Origin of the sequence: Listeria sp. PSOL-1 (genome assembly GCF_902806445.1) — a bacterium.
In the GTDB taxonomy this organism is placed as follows: Bacteria; Bacillota; Bacilli; order Lactobacillales; family Listeriaceae; genus Listeria.
Genome location: NZ_LR760298.1, coordinates 800,909 through 817,735 on the forward strand (window position 1 = coordinate 800,909; position 16,827 = coordinate 817,735).

Annotated in this window: 15 protein-coding genes and 1 riboswitch; of the genes, 13 read left to right on the forward strand and 2 right to left on the reverse strand. The window is 36.8% G+C overall.

Annotated features, from left to right (window positions below):
- Window positions 1–14 precede the first annotated feature (14 nt).
- The 5 genes from dapG (at window position 15) to G6Q10_RS03985 (ending at window position 6,068) form a co-directional block, all read left to right on the forward strand.
- A complete protein-coding gene (gene dapG / locus G6Q10_RS03965; protein ID WP_163653139.1) occupies window positions 15–1,226 on the forward strand; it encodes an aspartate kinase in 1,212 nt (403 codons plus the stop codon).
- 22 nt (window positions 1,227–1,248) lie between these two features.
- Window positions 1,249–2,124, forward strand: coding sequence for a 4-hydroxy-tetrahydrodipicolinate synthase (gene dapA, locus G6Q10_RS03970; protein WP_163653141.1), 876 nt, complete (start codon window positions 1,249–1,251; stop codon window positions 2,122–2,124).
- Window positions 2,125–2,138: 14 nt separating this feature from the next.
- The gene (locus G6Q10_RS03975; protein WP_163653143.1) at window positions 2,139–3,806 is read left to right on the forward strand and encodes a ribonuclease J; all 1,668 of its coding nucleotides are present in this window, start codon (window positions 2,139–2,141) and stop codon (window positions 3,804–3,806) included.
- A gap of 233 nt (window positions 3,807–4,039) precedes the next feature.
- A complete protein-coding gene (locus G6Q10_RS03980; protein ID WP_163653145.1) occupies window positions 4,040–5,365 on the forward strand; it encodes a dihydrolipoyl dehydrogenase family protein in 1,326 nt (441 codons plus the stop codon).
- A gap of 49 nt (window positions 5,366–5,414) precedes the next feature.
- The gene (locus G6Q10_RS03985) at window positions 5,415–6,068 is read left to right on the forward strand and encodes a M48 family metallopeptidase (protein WP_163653147.1); all 654 of its coding nucleotides are present in this window, start codon (window positions 5,415–5,417) and stop codon (window positions 6,066–6,068) included.
- 38 nt (window positions 6,069–6,106) lie between these two features.
- Here G6Q10_RS03985 and G6Q10_RS03990 read toward each other — a convergent pair whose 3' ends face one another.
- Window positions 6,107–6,979 carry a LysR family transcriptional regulator gene (locus G6Q10_RS03990; RefSeq protein WP_163653149.1) on the reverse strand — a complete coding sequence of 291 codons (873 nt, stop codon included), beginning with the start codon at window positions 6,977–6,979 and terminating at the stop codon, window positions 6,107–6,109.
- A 116-nt stretch (window positions 6,980–7,095) separates the two neighbouring features.
- Between G6Q10_RS03990 and G6Q10_RS03995 the strand changes: the two genes are divergently transcribed.
- From G6Q10_RS03995 to G6Q10_RS04025, 7 genes are read left to right on the forward strand one after another with little or no spacing between them, the layout of a single operon-like run.
- Complete coding sequence (locus G6Q10_RS03995) at window positions 7,096–8,001, forward strand: ACP S-malonyltransferase (RefSeq protein ID WP_163653151.1); 906 nt, start codon at window positions 7,096–7,098, stop codon at window positions 7,999–8,001.
- A 1-nt stretch (window position 8,002) separates the two neighbouring features.
- Window positions 8,003–9,640 carry a malonate decarboxylase subunit alpha gene (mdcA, locus tag G6Q10_RS04000; RefSeq protein WP_163653154.1) on the forward strand — a complete coding sequence of 546 codons (1,638 nt, stop codon included), beginning with the start codon at window positions 8,003–8,005 and terminating at the stop codon, window positions 9,638–9,640.
- Window positions 9,640–10,425: a triphosphoribosyl-dephospho-CoA synthase gene (locus tag G6Q10_RS04005; protein WP_163653157.1), complete on the forward strand. Its 786-nt coding sequence runs from the start codon at window positions 9,640–9,642 to the stop codon at window positions 10,423–10,425. The genes mdcA and G6Q10_RS04005 overlap by 1 nt, the downstream gene beginning before the upstream one ends.
- Before the next feature lie 13 nt (window positions 10,426–10,438).
- A complete protein-coding gene (locus G6Q10_RS04010) occupies window positions 10,439–10,738 on the forward strand; it encodes a malonate decarboxylase subunit delta (RefSeq protein ID WP_163653160.1) in 300 nt (99 codons plus the stop codon).
- Window positions 10,728–12,377: a biotin-independent malonate decarboxylase subunit beta gene (gene mdcD, locus G6Q10_RS04015; protein WP_163653163.1), complete on the forward strand. Its 1,650-nt coding sequence runs from the start codon at window positions 10,728–10,730 to the stop codon at window positions 12,375–12,377. The genes G6Q10_RS04010 and mdcD overlap by 11 nt, the downstream gene beginning before the upstream one ends.
- Window positions 12,368–12,988 carry a malonate decarboxylase holo-ACP synthase gene (locus G6Q10_RS04020; protein WP_163653166.1) on the forward strand — a complete coding sequence of 207 codons (621 nt, stop codon included), beginning with the start codon at window positions 12,368–12,370 and terminating at the stop codon, window positions 12,986–12,988. The genes mdcD and G6Q10_RS04020 overlap by 10 nt, the downstream gene beginning before the upstream one ends.
- A gap of 7 nt (window positions 12,989–12,995) precedes the next feature.
- Window positions 12,996–14,096: a M42 family metallopeptidase gene (locus tag G6Q10_RS04025; RefSeq protein ID WP_163655719.1), complete on the forward strand. Its 1,101-nt coding sequence runs from the start codon at window positions 12,996–12,998 to the stop codon at window positions 14,094–14,096.
- A gap of 210 nt (window positions 14,097–14,306) precedes the next feature.
- On the opposite strand, the gene G6Q10_RS04030 is transcribed toward G6Q10_RS04025, so the two are convergent.
- Window positions 14,307–15,908: an ABC-F family ATP-binding cassette domain-containing protein gene (locus G6Q10_RS04030; protein ID WP_163653169.1), complete on the reverse strand. Its 1,602-nt coding sequence runs from the start codon at window positions 15,906–15,908 to the stop codon at window positions 14,307–14,309.
- Between the two features lie 137 nt (window positions 15,909–16,045).
- A riboswitch (TPP riboswitch) is annotated at window positions 16,046–16,152 on the forward strand.
- A 69-nt stretch (window positions 16,153–16,221) separates the two neighbouring features.
- Here G6Q10_RS04030 and thiT point away from each other — a divergent pair.
- Window positions 16,222–16,782, forward strand: a complete 561-nt coding sequence (gene thiT, locus G6Q10_RS04035; protein ID WP_163653172.1) for an energy-coupled thiamine transporter ThiT — start codon at window positions 16,222–16,224, stop codon at window positions 16,780–16,782.
- Window positions 16,783–16,827 lie beyond the last annotated feature (45 nt).

Below are 16,827 nucleotides of genomic sequence, written 5' to 3' on the forward strand. Positions count from 1 at the left end.
TTGAGGTGTAAATTATGAAAATCATTGTCCAAAAGTTTGGCGGAACTTCTGTACAAAGCCCAGAAACAAGAAAATTAGCTTTCGGTCATATCAAGCGCGCAAAAGAAAAAGGATACAAAATCATTGTTGTTGTTTCAGCCATCGGTCGCTTCGGTGATCCATACGCAACAGATACACTTCTTGAACTTATTGGTGCAAAAGCAAGTCTTCTTTCCGCTAGAGAACAAGATATGCTTGTTTCTGTTGGTGAAACGATTTCAGCGGCTGTTTTTACAAATATGCTGAAAAGTGAAGGCATCAATGCTGTTAGTTTTTCAGGTGGCCAAGCCGGTATAAAAACAACAGCTGATCATCTTGCGGCAAAAATCGCAGAAGTTGAGCCTGCACGTCTTTTAAATGCTTTAGAAAAAAGTGATGTTGTTGTCGTTGCTGGGTTTCAAGGTTTCGCGCCAAATGGAGATATCACAACACTTGGACGAGGGGGAAGTGATACGACAGCTACTGCCTTGGGTGTTGCTGTTTCTGCTGAGTTTGTGGATATTTTTACCGATGTTGATGGGATGATGACGGCTGATCCACGCATCGTTGAACATGCCAGAAGCCTTGTTCAAGTTAGCTACAATGAAGTAAGCAACATGGCTTATCAAGGTGCAAAAGTGATTCACCCACGTGCGGTTGAAATCGCCATGACAGGGAAAATACCAATGCGCATTCGTTCTACATATTTAGAAGGAGAGGGGACCCTTGTTACACAACTTGCTGAAGCAGCGAATCAATATGATGTGGAAGAACGGTTAGTTACGGGCATTGCCCATGTCACTAACTTAACACAAATAACCGTTCAAACAGATGAAGTAAAGTCGCAAAAACAAGCTTTTGAACTTTTGGCTGAAGCTGGAATTAGTTTAGATTTCATTAACATCACAACATCAAGCATTATTTTTACTGTTCCAGATGAAAAAAAAGAAATCGCAGAGCAGCTGTTATCAGATAAGGATTACGTTTTAACGCAAAAAAATCATTGTGCAAAAGTCTCAATTGTAGGAGCTGGAATTACTGGAGTACCAGGCGTTACTGCTAAAATTGTCCGAGCATTAGCGTCGCAAGGAATTACCATTTTACAATCAGCGGATAGTCATACAACCATTTGGGTGCTTGTGAAAGAAGAAGATTTGATCGCTGCTGTGAACGCACTTCATGATGAATTTTGCTTAACGATTGATTAAGCTTTTAAGGAGGAACTTTGAGATGGACTTTGGAAAAGTGATTACCGCTATGGTAACGCCATTTCATCCCGAAAAAAATAAAGTTTGCAAAAAAAGAATTGATAAATTGGTTCATTTTTTAATTGAAAATGGTTCGGATGCACTTGTTGTTGGTGGGACAACAGGAGAATCACCAACCCTATCTCATGATGAAAAAATAAAGCTATTCAAGCAAACGGTATCTTCTGCTTCCGGGCGTGTAAAAATTATTGCCGGTGCAGGAAGTAACAATACGGCAGAAACAATCGCCTTTACAAAAGAAATTGCTGAAATAGGCGGTATTGATGCAGTATTAATCGTTACGCCTTACTATAATAAACCTAACCAATCCGGGATTTATGCACATTTTAAAGCTGTTGCTGAAGAGTCTCCATTACCAGTCATTATTTATAACATTCCTGGTAGAACAGGAGTTAACATTGAACCCGAAACAATGATTGAGCTAGCCAAACTTGAAAATATTGTTTCGGTAAAAGAATCTAGTGGAAACCTAGATAATATTACAAAAATTATTACTGAAACAGATGATGATTTTACGGTTTATAGTGGCGATGACAGCTTGACATTACCTATTCTTTCTGTGGGAGGGCATGGTGTGATTTCAGTAGCTAGCCACGTTGCTGGTAAACAAATGGCTGAAATGGTCCAAGCCTATCAAGATGGCAATATTCAAAAGGCAGCTCAAATTCACCAGCAATTACTACCGCTTGTACAAGCACTATTTTCTGCGCCTAATCCTACACCAGTGAAATATTTGCTAAATAAAATAGGCATAGAAGTTGGTGAAGCACGTTTGCCACTCATTGGTTTAACGGCAGAACAAAGTGAAAAATTACAGGCAGTTTATGATAAGCTTTAAAGGAGGTTTCTGCTTTGACGATAAAAAAAGCGAAACATATTAAAATCATCCCGCTAGGTGGCGTGGGTGAAAGTGGAAAAAACATGTATGTGGTCGAAATTGACCATGACATGTTCGTGTTAGATGCAGGACTGATGTTCCCAGAAAATGAATTACTGGGAATTGATATTGTTGTCCCTGATTTTAGATATCTTGAAGAAAATAAAGAGCGCGTACGGGCTATTTTTTTATCACATGGTCATGAAGATGCAATCGGTGCACTTCCTTATCTTTTACAAAAAGTCAAAGCGCCAGTTTATGGTTCTGAACTCACTATTGAGTTAGCTAAAGCAGCTGTTAAGGCTGAACGCAAATTACGTTTTAAAGACTTTCATGTTGTCGATAAAGACACTGTACTCTCTTTTCAAAAAATTGATGTCTCTTTTTATCAAACGACGCATACAATTCCTGATTCGTTAGGAATTGTATTACAAACAAGCGAAGGTTCCATCGTCTACACTGGTGATTTTAAATTTGATCAATCAGCGAAAGGCGATTATGAAACTAGCCTTAGCACCATTGCTGATATTGGAGAAAAAGGTGTTCTGGCAGTTCTTTCGGATAGTTCCGAAGCAGAACATCCAGGGACTACATCCAGTGATCGCTTGATTGGTGAAGAGATTATACATGCCTTTCGTTCTGCTGAAGGAAGGATTATTGTAGCTTGTGTAGCCTCTAATGTTATTCGTTTACAACAGGTCTTTGATGCTTCTGCTGCAACAGAACGAAAAGTAGCTATCGTTGGGAAAGAACTAGAACGCGTAGTTGAGATTACGACTCGTTTAAACAAGCTTGTTGTAGAAGAAGATTTAATTATCCCAATTGAAGAGATAAAAAAATATAAAGATGACGAAATTACGATTATTGAAACAGGGAACTTAGGTGAACCGATTCAATCCCTACAACAAATGACAAAAGGCCGCCATCCCAAGCTAAATATTAAAGCAGGGGATACCATTTATATTACAACGACACCAAGCCCTTCACTTGAAACGGTTATGGCCAAAACAATTGATATGTTATATCGTGCAGGTGCAAAAGTGCTTACAATGAGTCGGGACTTATTTATTTCGGGTCATGCTAGTCAAGATGATTTGAAGCTACTCCTAAACCTTTTAAAACCAACCTATTTTATTCCTGTTCATGGTGAATATCGTATGTTGATCAGTCATGCAAAGTTAGCCTATCAAATTGGCATGCCTAAAACCAATGTTTTTGTTGTTGGCAAAGGGGATGTTATTGAATATAAAAATGGAGATATGACTGTTGGAAACCGTGTTTATGCAGGGAATATGCTCATAGATGGTCTTGGTGTAGGCGATGTTGGAAATATTGTTTTGCGTGATCGTAAACTCTTGTCAGAAGATGGTATTTTTATTATTGTTGTGACATTAAATCGTAAAACAAAGACAATCGTTTCGGGACCAGAAATGATTTCTCGTGGTTTCATTTATGTTCGTGAATCTGAGAAATTAATTCAAGAATCTGCTAAACTCGTAACGAATATTGTAAACAAAAATTTACAGGATAGTGATTTTGAATGGTCAAAATTAAAACAAGATATCCGTGATCAATTAAGCCGTTATTTGTTTGAACAAACAAAGCGCCGGCCAATGATTCTAGCAATTATTATGGAAGTTTAAAGATCAGGAGTGACATACGATTCAGCTCTATTTTAGAAGCGTAGGCTCTACATTTTGAATATCACAAACCGAGCGAAAACAATTGTATTGAAGAGGTTTGCCGACTGTACGTGAAAACCGAAGTCTGGCAAACCTTTTCATTTGCAAGCATTTGTTGCCGCTTTATTTTGTTTATGCCAAGGTTAGAAAAGCATCCTTTCCGGGAAAAAGACAACAAGAGAGGATGTGGCAAAATGAAGGAACAGTTTGATGTAGTTGTTATTGGAAGCGGCGTAAGCGGTATACAAGTCGCTTTTTCTTTAAGCAAAAAAATGCGTTGTGCTATTGTTGAAAAACGGGATTTTGGTGGAACCTGTGTGCTGCGCGGTTGTGATCCCAAAAAAGTATTAGTTGGTGGAATGGAAGCTGTTCATCTTTCAAAAAGACTTCGAGGTCATGGAATAAAACAAAAGGCAAGTATTAGCTGGCCTGATTTAATGGCTTTTAAAAAGAGTTTTGTTGAAGATGTTCCAGCTTCACTTGAAAAAAGCTTTATTGAGGCAGGTATTGAAACATTTAAAGGAGAAGCTAAATTTATTGATGAGCATACAATTGAAGTTGACGGCCAAAGATTAACGGCTAATTATTTCGTTATTGCAACAGGTGCAAGTCCAGTTATTTTGGATATCAAAGGGAAAGAACATTTAAAGACAAGTGATGATTTCCTATCGCTCGAATCATTGCCACAAAATATAACCTTTATTGGTGGCGGTTATATTGCTTTTGAATTAGCAGCCATTGCAAGTGCTGCTGGTAGTGAAGTTCATGTTATTTTGCATAATTCAAAGCCGCTTAAAGCGTTTGATCCGGATCATGTTGCGCTTCTTGTTTCTGAATTACAAGAGATGGGGGTTATTTTTCATTTTGATACAGACGTCCAAGAAGTGTTGAAACAAGAAACTCATTATTTACTAACAGGAAACGACTTTAATTTAAAGACAGAGCTTGTTTTTTCTGCTATAGGAAGGCATCCTAACACTAAAGCGCTTCAACTTGAAAAGGCAAAAGTTGATTATGATAATCACGGAATAAACGTAAATCAATACCTTGAAGCAACTAAAAACATTTATGCTTGTGGTGATGTTGCGAATACTAAGGGATTGCCACTTACACCTGTAGACAGTTTTGAGGCAAATGCAGTTGTTGAGCAAATTTTATCTGGAAGAAAAGAAGTTCGCTATCCTGTTATTCCAAGTGTTGTTTTCTCGAGTCCTAAATTGGCACAAATAGGTATTTCCGCCGAAGAAGCTATGAAGGATTTAGAAAAGTATCATGTGAATGAAATAGATATGACGAATTGGTACACTTATCGTCGTACCAATGAAGCTCTTTCTGCTGCGAAAATTATAACAGAAAAAACAACTGGCAAAGTGTGTGGTGTTTCTCTTATCAGCGAGGAAGCAGAGGAAATGATTAATTATTTTGTTTTGATTATAAATGCTCATTTAACATTGGATGAGCTCAAGCAATATATTTTTGCTTATCCAGGAGCAGCGAATGATTTAACTTCTTTGCTGTAGTTGAAACATATGTTATGATAAAGCTAATGATATGTGAAGGAGTTTAGAGATGATTACGTGGCTAATTATTGCTGTTTTTTCTTTTATCTTATTTTTAGTAGGGCTTGTTATTTTATTTTTTCAGACGAAAAGAAAAATTGGCGCCATCATTATAAGTGTCAGTATGCTTTTTATGGTTGCTGCAATAATTGGCATTTTTCTTTCGATTAACAAGATCCAACAAGTCAATCATGATTTGCTGAATTATTCATCCGGGAAAGTGACACAAGATACCGGAGGAAATGCGAAACATACGTATAAAACGGATTATCAAAATAAAGAAGATGGTTTTACAAAAAAAATTACAGCTGTCAAAGTGCAGAAAAAAGCAGTCTATTCAACAATAGAAGGTAAAGATGTTCCTGGAAGTATTTCAATTACATTAGAAATTAAAAATGATAGTTCGTCTGTTTTAAAAACTTATCCTAACCAGGGAGAATTGATAACACCAGAGGAGCAAATAACTGGTGGCGATGCGATTTTATCAGATTTTCCTGAGTCAGTGGTTAAACCCGGAAAAACAATTAAAGGCACGCTTGTTTTTCCCATAAAAAAAATCACAAAAGTCACAGCTATTGATCAGGTTTCGCTTTCATGGCTAAGTTATTTTGGCGATTCTTCTACGCCACTAACAACGGAGACAGGAACAATTAAATTAAAATGACGCCAAGCTTAGTTAGGCCAAGACTAAGCTTGGCCTATTTATTCTCTTTGGAGATTAGAATAAAACGCTTGAAATTCTTCAATCAATAGCTTTTGGAAAAAAGTCAGTTCGATTTGCTTATTCCAACAAAGATAGATACTACGCTGTAAAGGTTCTGCTGCAACTTTAATAAATTTCAAGTTGTTAAAAAGAAGGCCTTTCCATAAAATACTAGGGATAAAACCAATACCTAAACCGGATTCGATTAAACCACGGACGGTTGCTGGATCATCGCTTTCAAAGATATAATGACACTTGACATCATGCTTTTCAAGATAGGTATCGATTGTTTTGCGTAATGGGGTATGTTTCGTTAAACCAATGAAATTTTGGCCATTTAAATCAGCCAGTGTAACGATATTGCGCTCGCTAAGTGGATGATTTGTTGGGATTGCGAGATGAAGGCTTTCTGTCAGTAAAGGAAGTGCTACATCTGCTTCGGAGGGGTTGGTTGTGATTGCTAAATCATAACATACGTTGTGGATATTTTTTTCAGAATGTTGGATTAATGTAATTTGAATCTCAGGAAATTTTTGCTTAAGTACTTTTACTAAATTAGGGAGTAATAAAGAGCCAACAGGTGTATAGAGTGATAGTGAATTTTCTGAGCCTTTATTTAATTCTTGTAAAGCGGTTTTTCCTTGATCAATTAAGGCTAGCCCTTCATTAATATAGCTTAAATATAATTTGCCAAAAGAATTTAATGAAATATTTTTACCATTACGATCAAATAAAGAGATGTCAAGTTCTTCTTCCAATTGATGGATAGTCTTACTTAAAGCCGGTTGTGAAATGTAGAGCTGATCAGCAGCTTTTGTGATATTTTGCGTGCTTGCGACCACTTGAAAATAACGTAAATGTAGTAGATTCATAGATCCTCCTTATAGCTAAATGGTTATTTAATATGCATAAATTTATATTTTTTATTATATTACTTTTCATTTAAAATGGGTAGTAGAAAAGAGGATTATAAAAAGGAGTGGAGAAGATGTCACTTGCTTTTATTTTTGCAGGACAAGGCTCCCAAAAAGAAGGGATGCTTGCTGAAGTACCTAATGATGACAAAAAACTCGTTTTTCAAAAGGTAGGCGTGCTTTTACCAGATACAGCGAAATCTTATCAATCGACTGTAGTAACACAACTGAGCTTACTTCTTTTAGAAACCTTTCAAGCAAAGGAATTAGTCAATGCTGGTTTTATTCCAGAACAAGTAGCAGGTCATTCTATTGGCGCGTATCCGGCAGCAGTTATTGCTGGTGTTCTTTCTCTAGAGGAGGCCATTCAACTTGTTTATATAAGAAGTACACAAATGGAGAAACTTTTTCCAAGTGGCTATGGGATGGCCGTTATTGTTGGTTTAGAAAAGAAAGAATTAGAACCACTTATTCAAAAGCTTACTAAACGTGGAGAAATCCTTTATTTAGCAAATCAAAATGCAGCACAGCAATTTACTGTTTCTGGTGAAAATAGTGCTTTAACTGAACTTTTAACTATTGTTCAAAAAAATGGAGCGCCATATTCTAAAAAGCTCAACATCACTGTTCCTTCACATTCTCCGTTAATGAAACCTGCTGTCAAGGAATTAAAACAAGCGCTAGCTAAAGTAGAACTTCAAGAACCTAGCATAAAGTATGTGACCAATTATTCAGCTAGAAGCGTTCAAACAAAGGCTGCAGTTTGTGAAGACTTAAGTGAAAATTTAGTCCATCCTGTTTTGTGGGATGAAATGACCGACGTCCTTATTGAAAATGGCGGCACTTTATATGTAGAATTTGGCCCAGGAAATACACTAAGTAAACTAATCCAAGCAAAATCAACAGAAGTTAAAGCCGTTTCAATCAGCCAGATTGGAATAAGTGGAACAAAATTTTTTATAAGAAAATGGGGAAAATGAAATGAAGCAAACATGGACAAAAAATCGTGATAACAAAGCAGAATTAATGAAAAAAATAGCGGGCTATCAAAAGGGAAAATTCATCGCTACAAAAGATATCGCTAAAGTGCTAGAAGAACTTCTTTTGCCGGGAACAAAAGTGGCGCTTGAAGGAAATAACCAAAAACAAGCTGATTTTCTTTCTCGTAGTTTGGCTGCTTTAAATCCTGAGAAAGTCTCAGGACTTCATATGATTATGTCAAGCGTTTCAAGAGCAGAACATTTAGACATTTTTGAAAAAAAACTCGCAAAAAAACTCGATTTTTCTTATTCAGGCGCACAAAGTGTTCGAATGGCGCAAATGATTAAAGACGGTTTAGTCCAAGTTGGAGATTTACATACTTATTTAGAACTTTATGGGCGTTTATTTATTGATTTAACACCAAATGTCGCTTTAGTAGCTGCTGATAAAGCTGATAAAAATGGTAATTTATATACAGGGTTTAATACAGAAGAAACTCCAACGATTGTCGAAGCGACAGCATTTAAAGATGGGATTGTTATTTGCCAGGTCAATGAGATTGTAGATGAGTTACCGCGCGTTGATATTCCAGCATCTTGGGTAGACGTTATTGTTCCGGCAGATAGACCTTATCAATTAGAACCGCTTTTTACAAGGGATCCCCAAAATATTACTGAAATTCAAATTTTAATGGCTATGTTAGCTATCCGTGGCATTTATGAAAAGCATCATGTTGAATCATTAAATCATGGGATTGGATTTAATACAGCAGCCATTGAATTATTATTACCAACATATGGTCAAAAGCTTGGACTTAAAGGAAAAATTGCCAAACATTGGGCGTTAAATCCGCATCCAACGCTTATTCCTGCCATTGAATCTGGCTGGGTAAAAAGTATTCATAGCTTTGGTGGAGAAGTTGGTATGGAAAAATATATCGCAGCACGACCAGATATTTTCTTTGTTGGTGCAGACGGTTCAATGCGTTCGAATCGTGCGCTTAGCCAGATTGCTGGGCAGTATGCAGTCGATCTATTTATTGGCTCAACTTTACAAATCGATCAACAAGGAAATTCTTCAACAGTGACAAATGGTCGCTTATCTGGATTTGGTGGAGCTCCTAATATGGGAAGTAACCCCAGTGGTAGAAGACATACAACGAAAGCTTGGCTTGATTTATGTAATTCTTCTAGTGAATTGGCACGTGGAAAAAAACTTGTTGTTCAAATGGTTGAAACTTATGGCACAAATAAAAAACCAACTTTTGTTTCTAAATTAGATGCTTTAGAGGTCCAAAAAGAAGCAGGCTTAAAAACAGCACCTGTCATGATTTACAGTGAAGACACCACGCATATTGTCACAGAAGAAGGGGTTGCTTACTTATATAAAACAACAAGTGAAAGCGAGAAAGAGCAGGCAATATCAGCCATTGCAGGTGTGACGCCTGCTGGTTTAAAAAGCGATATTAAAAAGCTCAAAGATTTACAAAAAAGAGGCATAGTTGCTTTACCAGAAGATTTAGGTGTAAAACGTGGCCAAGCTAAGCGTTCTTTATTAGCAGCGCAAAGCATTGATGATCTTGTGGATTGGTCTGGTGGTTTGTACCAGCCACCTGCTCGTTTTAGGAACTGGTCTTGATGGAAAATTTAGTTATAAGTAAAGATTTACAAATGGCCCAAAAAGTGACACAAGCTTTAATTGATGAGGTGACATTTACACCAAAGCCAGGACTTGTTGATTTGCGTGGCAATGGAAGTCATTCGGATATGGATGTTGCTCTTTTTAAGCGTTCGGCTGTTACACTTGAACCTTATTTTCAGCAGATGTATCAAGCTGGTGAAAAGTTACCATTTAATCAACTTTTACGAGAAGAAATTGCGGCTATTGGTCGTTCTGCAGAAAAAGCGATGTTGGTAACTACAAATGGAGTTAACACACATAAAGGAGCGATTTGGGCACTTGGTCTAATTATCACAACGGTTGCCGCTTTCCCTAGCAAATCGTATCTAGAGCTTTTGGCCAAAGCAGGGGAACTAGCCACTTATCCTGATCGCTATTTTAATGGTAAACAGTTAACACATGGAAGCTTAATCAAGCAAAAATACTTCATAAATGGGGCAAAAGAAGAAGCAGAAGCAGGATTCCCCCATATTTTATTAGCACTAATAGAATACGAAAAAACACGTTCATTTCAGCGGATATTACTTAAGTTAATCGCTACATTGGATGACACTTGCATCATCTATCGCGGCAGTTTAGCTGATCTAAGGCGTATTCAACAACTAGCACAATTTAATTTAGCAGAAAACAGATTAGCTGATCAAGCGTTAGAAAATTATTTCCATGAAAAACGACTTTCACCAGGAGGAAGTGCAGATTTATTTGCTGCAAGTTTATTTTTGATTCATTTGTTTGATTTATAAGAGGAGGGTTATCTTGGAAAAATTAACATTTTCATATCGCGCAAATAATAAAGTTCAGAAAAAAGTCCATATCGGTGTTGTTGCTTCTGGAGATTTAGAAATTTTGATCCAACCAACAACAGAAAAAGAAACCGTTGTTCAAGTCATTACTGGAAGCGATGGCTTTCAAAAAATTTGGGAAAATGTCTTGCATCGTTTTTTTGATCGTTATCCTATTCTTTGTGCAATTGAAATTCATGATTTTGGAGCGACTCCAGGTGTTGTTTCTTTACGGTTAATGCAAGCAGTGGAGGTTTTAAACGATGAGAAATAGTTTTGTTGAGATAAGTGCGCGAAAACGGGCTTTTAGCTTGTTAGACGATCAAGAAGGGATTGAACTTTTAGGGCCGTTTGCTAATCTGATATCACCTCACTTAATGAAACAAAATATTGTTCCAGAAAGCGATGATGGCATCATTTTAGTAAGAGGAAAGATGAATCAAAAAGATGTTCTTATGATTTCAATTGAAGGTACATTCCAAGGAGGGGGAATTGGCGAAATAGGTGGTGCAAAAATTAGTGCTTCTTTAGAACTTGTACTTAAAGAAAACCAAAACGGACGCTTGCTTTATCCGATCTTGCTTTTAGATACAGGTGGCGTTCGTTTGCAAGAAGCGAACTATGGTTTATTATCCATCTCGGAAATTCAAAATATGATCGTTGCTTTAAAAGAATATGTTCCAGTTATCGGTGTTATTCCAGGAATTGTTGGTTCATTTGGTGGTATGAGCATTACTTCTGCTTTACTTTCTTATTTGATTGTTACTAAAAAAGCACGAATTGGTTTAAATGGGCCAGAAGTTATCGAACAAGAAGCTGGTATTGAAGAATTTGATGCAAGTGATAAAGCACTTATTTGGAAAACAATTGGTGCAAAGCAAAGGCTAGCGACTGGATGTGTGGATGAATTAGTTGTGGATGACATTGATACAATAAAGCAAGCCATTGTAAAAGCGATGGCGCCAAAAAAAGAAGGATATCGCAGCGAGCAGATCGATTTTTATCTTTCATTATTAGAAAAAATAGATAGCAGCAAACCTTTAGAAATCGCACAATATAATCAGCTTTACAAAGAAAACACGTCGATTCAACATAAAATCCCGGAAGCGAGCGAAGGGAAAAATGATAATCAGAGTTTAGGAAAAACATGGTTTTCCGCTTTTACAGGGATAAAAAATCCAGTTAGTCCAACAAAAACCGTCTTATATGCAAATAAAAAAATACAAAACAAAGAAATCGCTTTTCTTACCATTATTCCTGATAAAAGAAATCGTTTTTCACGTGCCCAAAAAGGCGAAATGGGTCTTATGGAAGGATTCACATTAGCTAAGACCATTCAACAAATTATTTCTGAGGACCAAGAAAAAGCAAAAAAACGAGCGATTGTTGCCATTGTAGATGTGCCTAGTCAGGCTTATGGCTATAACGAAGAATTAATAGGTATTCATATGTCACTAGCTTCAAGTGTTGAACAGTATGCTAAAGCGCGCCAAAAAGGGCATGCTATCATTACATTAATCGTTGGCAATGCCATTTCAGGTGGATTCTTAGCCCATGGTTTACAATCAAATTATATCCTTGCATTAAACGATTCTGCTGTAAATGTTCAAGCGATGTCAAAAGAAAGTGCGTCACGAATCACACAAAGAACCATACAAGAAATCGAAGCAGCTGCAGAAGAAGTCCCTGCAATTGGCTATGATATCCATAGCTTTTATCAATTAGGAGCTGTTTATCAGCTCATTGATGATTTGGAAATTAACCAAATAAATGCTATTTTAGTAGATACAATCAACCAAGCAGAAAATGGACCAAGAGACTTATCATTTCGCTACCAGTCAAAACTAGCAAAAGAGAATGGAAGAAAGGCGACGATTGAAGTGAGGAAGAAGTTGAAAAAAGAATGGAAATAAGTCCACATGATCTACTTCAAATTCATGTAAAACCTTATGAAAAAGAACTGACAAGCTGGGCATTACAATCGCTAAATAAAGCTCCATGGGTAGTCGTCCGAAGAGATGAAACCACAAATATCCCAGTAGGTATTAGAGGACATAAGCGAAATCAACGTTTAGCTTTTGAAATTTCATTACAAGATGTCATTAAAAAAGTAACGCCTTATCATATTTTTAAACAAAAAATGTGGGAAAGATTACCAGTTGAAAGAAAATCTTTAACAGGAATTAAAGCGCTTAGTCACATCTATCAGCAATATCCAACCTTGCCATTTGGTGTTGGCGGAAGCGTAGGATTCGAATGTGTGACCCATCAAGAAAGCATACAAAAGACGAGTGACTTAGATCTACTTCTTTATTTACCAGAAAAAGTATCACAGGAAAATCTACAACAATGGCAGCTTTTTTTTGAAAAATATCCAGTTCATATCGATGTGCAAATCATAACTTTAGGAGGTGGTTTCTCTTTACAAGAATGGTTGAATAAAACAACACGTACAATTTTAGTAAAAACTAAATCAGGTCCAGTGTTAGTAGAAGATCCATGGAAAATAGAAGGAAAGAGATGATACGTTGATGAATGTAAAAAATAATTTAAAAAAAACGTTAAAAACCTTAACAGGATTGAACGGGGGATCAGGACAAGAGCAACACGTCATCCGTGAAATTTTAACTTTATTAAAATCAAACGCAGATGAGATTGAAGTAGATGTTTTAGGCAATATTATTGCACGAAAAAATGGTTACCAGAATGGGAAAAAAATGCTGGTCATGTCACATATGGATGAAGTAGGGCTCGTTGTTAAAAATATTTTAGACAGTGGCTTTATTCTTTTCGATAAGGTAGGCGGAGTACCAGAACCTTTACTCCAAGGACGAAAAGTATCGGTTGGAAAAGGAGCTATTCCAGGCGTCATTGGTTCTAAACCAGGCCATTTACAAACGAGCGAAGAATTGAAAAAAGTAAAAACTGTAGAAGAATGCTATATTGATGTGGGTGCTTTTTCGAAACAAGAAGTGCTTGATATGGGAATTGATATTGGAGATCAAATTATTTGGCAAAGCGATTTTATGGAATTTAAAAATCCGGATTTAATTTCAACTAAATCAATCGATGACCGAGTGGGCTGCACAGTTTTACTGGAGCTATTTAAGAATTTAAAAAGAGAAGATTTTACAGGACAATTCATTGGTATTTTTAGTGTCCGAGAAGAGGTTGGCTTATACGGTGCCTTGTCTGTTCAAGAAAAGTGTCAAGCTGATCTGGCCATTGTGCTAGATACGATACCAGCAGGAGATACACCAGATGTAGACAGTGTGAAAGAACTTCCCGTAGCTCTCGGGAAAGGGCCAGTACTTTCAATAACAGACGGCGTTCAGGGTCAATTTTTCTCTAACTTCCATCCAGCGATTAAAAAATTAGTTACAGATCTTGCACAAACAAAAAACATAGCCCTTCAAAAAGCAGTTATTCTAAGTGGAGGGTATACAACAGATAATTCACGCTTAGCTTATGTCAATAACCAAATGGCAACAGCAACGATCGCCATCCCTAGACGATATTCTCACTCACCCATTGAAACCGCACATATGGATGATATCGTAAATACTTATTTGTTACTTCATAGTATCGCTAAAAATAAAGATCAAATCGAATTTGATTTCTTAAATGAATAAAAAAGAACAAGTCTTTAACATCATGTGATTCAGCTATCTTTTTTTAGAAAATACGATTTAAAAAATGAGCGCAGACTCTACATTTCGAATACGATAAATCAAGCGAAAGCAGGGGGATTAACAGCAGCCGGGTGAGAACCGGAAGACTGATAATCCCCTTAAATGTGAGCGCTTGTCGCCGATTTATTTTGTTTATGTTAGCGTTCTTTTTTATTTATCAACGTGATAGGTTTCCTGTAAATATTCATCATAGGAAATCGCTTTATTGTAAAAAGCATCTTGATCGAGATTAATCACACGCGTTGCTAAACTTTGAAGCAATTGATGGTCATGTGATGCGATAATAATAGCACCTTTAAAACCAAGCAATCCATTATTTAATGCAGTGATCGATTCTAAGTCAAGATGGTTTGTTGGTTCATCAAGAAGAAGAACATTTGCACCGCTAAGCATCATTTTTGAAAGCATGCAACGCACTTTTTCACCACCGGACAAAACACGCACTTTTTTTAGAACTTCGTCGCCACTAAAAAGCATCCGACCTAAGAAGCCACGCAAGAAAGCCTCACTGTCTTCAGTTGGTGAAAATTGACGTAACCACTGAACAAGATTAAGCTCATTTTCTTCAAAAAAAGCGGAGTTATCTTTTGGAAAATAACTGGTTGAAGTTGTGATACCAAAGCGAAAAGTACCAGAATCAGGTTCCATTTCACCAGCTAAAATTTGTAATAGCGTTGTTTTCGCTACTTCATTATTACCAGCTAGTGCGACCTTATCATCTCGGTTAATTGTAAAGGATACGTTATCGAGAACTTTCACGCCATCAATTGTTTTGGTTAAATTTTCAACCGTTAATAGATCATTTCCGATTTCGCGATCGGGTTTAAATTGAATGAAAGGATATTTTCGGCTTGATGGCGCAATATCTTCAAGGGTAATTTTATCAAGCATTTTTTTCCGACTGGTTGCTTGTTTTGATTTTGAAGCATTGGCGCTGAAACGAGCAATGAAATCTTGGAGTTCTTTTATTTTCTCTTCTTTTTTCTTATTGCGATCGGACATCATGGTTTGAGCAAGTTGACTTGATTCATACCAAAAATCATAATTACCAACATAAAGTTTAATTTTACTGAAATCAAGATCAGCAATATGTGTACAAATTTTATTTAAAAAATGACGATCATGTGAAACAACAATTACCGTATTTTCAAAGTTGATTAGAAATTCTTCTAGCCAATGAATTGCACGGATATCAAGGTGGTTGGTCGGTTCATCAAGTAACAGGATATCTGGCTTACCAAATAAGGCTTGAGCAAGTAAGACTTTCACTTTCTCGCTTCCGCTTAAGTCTTTCATCAGTTTAGAATGGAGTTCGGATTCAATTCCTAAACCATTTAATAAAACAGCAGCGTCTGCTTCTGCTTCCCAACCATTTAACTCCGCAAACTCACCTTCTAGTTCAGCAGCACGAATCCCGTCTGCATCATTAAAGTCTTCTTTCATATAAATATCATTTTTTTCTTTCATGATTTTATAAAGTTGTTCATGACCCATAATGATAGTATCTAAAACGACTTCATCATCATATTGGAAGTGGTCTTGTTTCAAAACGGCTAGGCGTTCTCCAGGTGTAATGTGAACATTGCCGCTCTGTGAATCAAGTTCACCAGAAAGAATTTTTAAGAAAGTGGATTTTCCTGCACCATTTGCTCCGATTAGGCCATAACAATTTCCAGGAGTGAACTTAATCGATACATCTTCAAAAAGCTTTTTATCAGCAAAACGCAGACTAACGTTATTTACAGTTAACATGTTTTTCCTCCAATGCTTGCTTTTTATCTAAAAGCACAATTACTTTCATTTTAACATGTTCGTTTTATTAAAGAAAGTTTCTCTTAAAACTTTTATAATTGGAAAAGGCATGCTATAATATATTCGACAAATGAATATGTTACCACAGGGGGAGCTTTAAGCTGAGATTGAGTCTTTCACTAGATTTCTAACCCTTTGAACCTGTTCGTTAATACGAGCGTAGGGATTGTGGCAGGTAGCATTTTCCAAGTGAAACTGCTTTCTTCTGGGGTACGCTTTTGTCCATTTATAGAAGAGAGGAGTTTATTTTTTTATGAGAAATTTACGATTACTTATTTTGCTTGAATGCGCTATTTTTGCAGCAATCGCGATGGTTCTTAGCTTTATCCCGCTTGATATTGGTTCGAGTTTTGCGATATCGCTTGGGATGATTCCAATTTATATTTTGGCGATGAGAAGAGGTTTTTGGGCCGCTTGCTTTGCTGGACTGCTTTGGGGATTGTTACATTTCTTAACGGGAAAAGCTTATATTTTAACACTGTCTCAGGCAGGACTTGAATACATTGTTGCTTTTGTTTTTGTTGCTTTTTCTGGTGTATTTGCTGCTAATATTCGTTTACTAATTTCACAAAGTAAGATTAAACAAGCCATTGGTAAAGCCTGGGTTGCCATGCTTTTAGGTGGCATTGCCCGTTATTTTTGGCATTATGTAGCGGGTGTTATTTTCTGGGGTGCCTATGCTTTTAAAGGATGGAGCGCTCAGTTATTTTCGCTTGTTATGAATGGGGCTAGTTGTTTAGCGACAATTATCGTTTGTGGAGTAGTTGTTTCGATTATGATAAAAGTCGCCCCCCGCTTATTTTTACCTAAATGACTCTGCTTTTACGCAGAGTTTTTTTGTGAGGTTTTATTTGAAAAA

Excerpts from the sequence above, each read along its gene's own strand:
- dapG (WP_163653139.1), top strand. The coding sequence starts at position 15 with ATGAAAATCATTGTCCAAAAGTTTGGCGGAACTTCTGTACAAAGCCCA.
- dapA (WP_163653141.1), top strand. The coding sequence starts at position 1,249 with ATGGACTTTGGAAAAGTGATTACCGCTATGGTAACGCCATTTCATCCC.
- G6Q10_RS03980 (WP_163653145.1), top strand. The coding sequence starts at position 4,040 with ATGAAGGAACAGTTTGATGTAGTTGTTATTGGAAGCGGCGTAAGCGGT.
- G6Q10_RS03985 (WP_163653147.1), top strand. The coding sequence starts at position 5,415 with ATGATTACGTGGCTAATTATTGCTGTTTTTTCTTTTATCTTATTTTTA.
- G6Q10_RS03990 (WP_163653149.1), bottom strand. The coding sequence starts at position 6,979 with ATGAATCTACTACATTTACGTTATTTTCAAGTGGTCGCAAGCACGCAA.
- G6Q10_RS03995 (WP_163653151.1), top strand. The coding sequence starts at position 7,096 with ATGTCACTTGCTTTTATTTTTGCAGGACAAGGCTCCCAAAAAGAAGGG.
- mdcA (WP_163653154.1), top strand. The coding sequence starts at position 8,003 with ATGAAGCAAACATGGACAAAAAATCGTGATAACAAAGCAGAATTAATG.
- G6Q10_RS04005 (WP_163653157.1), top strand. The coding sequence starts at position 9,640 with ATGGAAAATTTAGTTATAAGTAAAGATTTACAAATGGCCCAAAAAGTG.
- mdcD (WP_163653163.1), top strand. The coding sequence starts at position 10,728 with ATGAGAAATAGTTTTGTTGAGATAAGTGCGCGAAAACGGGCTTTTAGC.
- G6Q10_RS04020 (WP_163653166.1), top strand. The coding sequence starts at position 12,368 with ATGGAAATAAGTCCACATGATCTACTTCAAATTCATGTAAAACCTTAT.
- G6Q10_RS04025 (WP_163655719.1), top strand. The coding sequence starts at position 12,996 with ATGAATGTAAAAAATAATTTAAAAAAAACGTTAAAAACCTTAACAGGA.
- G6Q10_RS04030 (WP_163653169.1), bottom strand. The coding sequence starts at position 15,908 with ATGTTAACTGTAAATAACGTTAGTCTGCGTTTTGCTGATAAAAAGCTT.
- thiT (WP_163653172.1), top strand. The coding sequence starts at position 16,222 with ATGAGAAATTTACGATTACTTATTTTGCTTGAATGCGCTATTTTTGCA.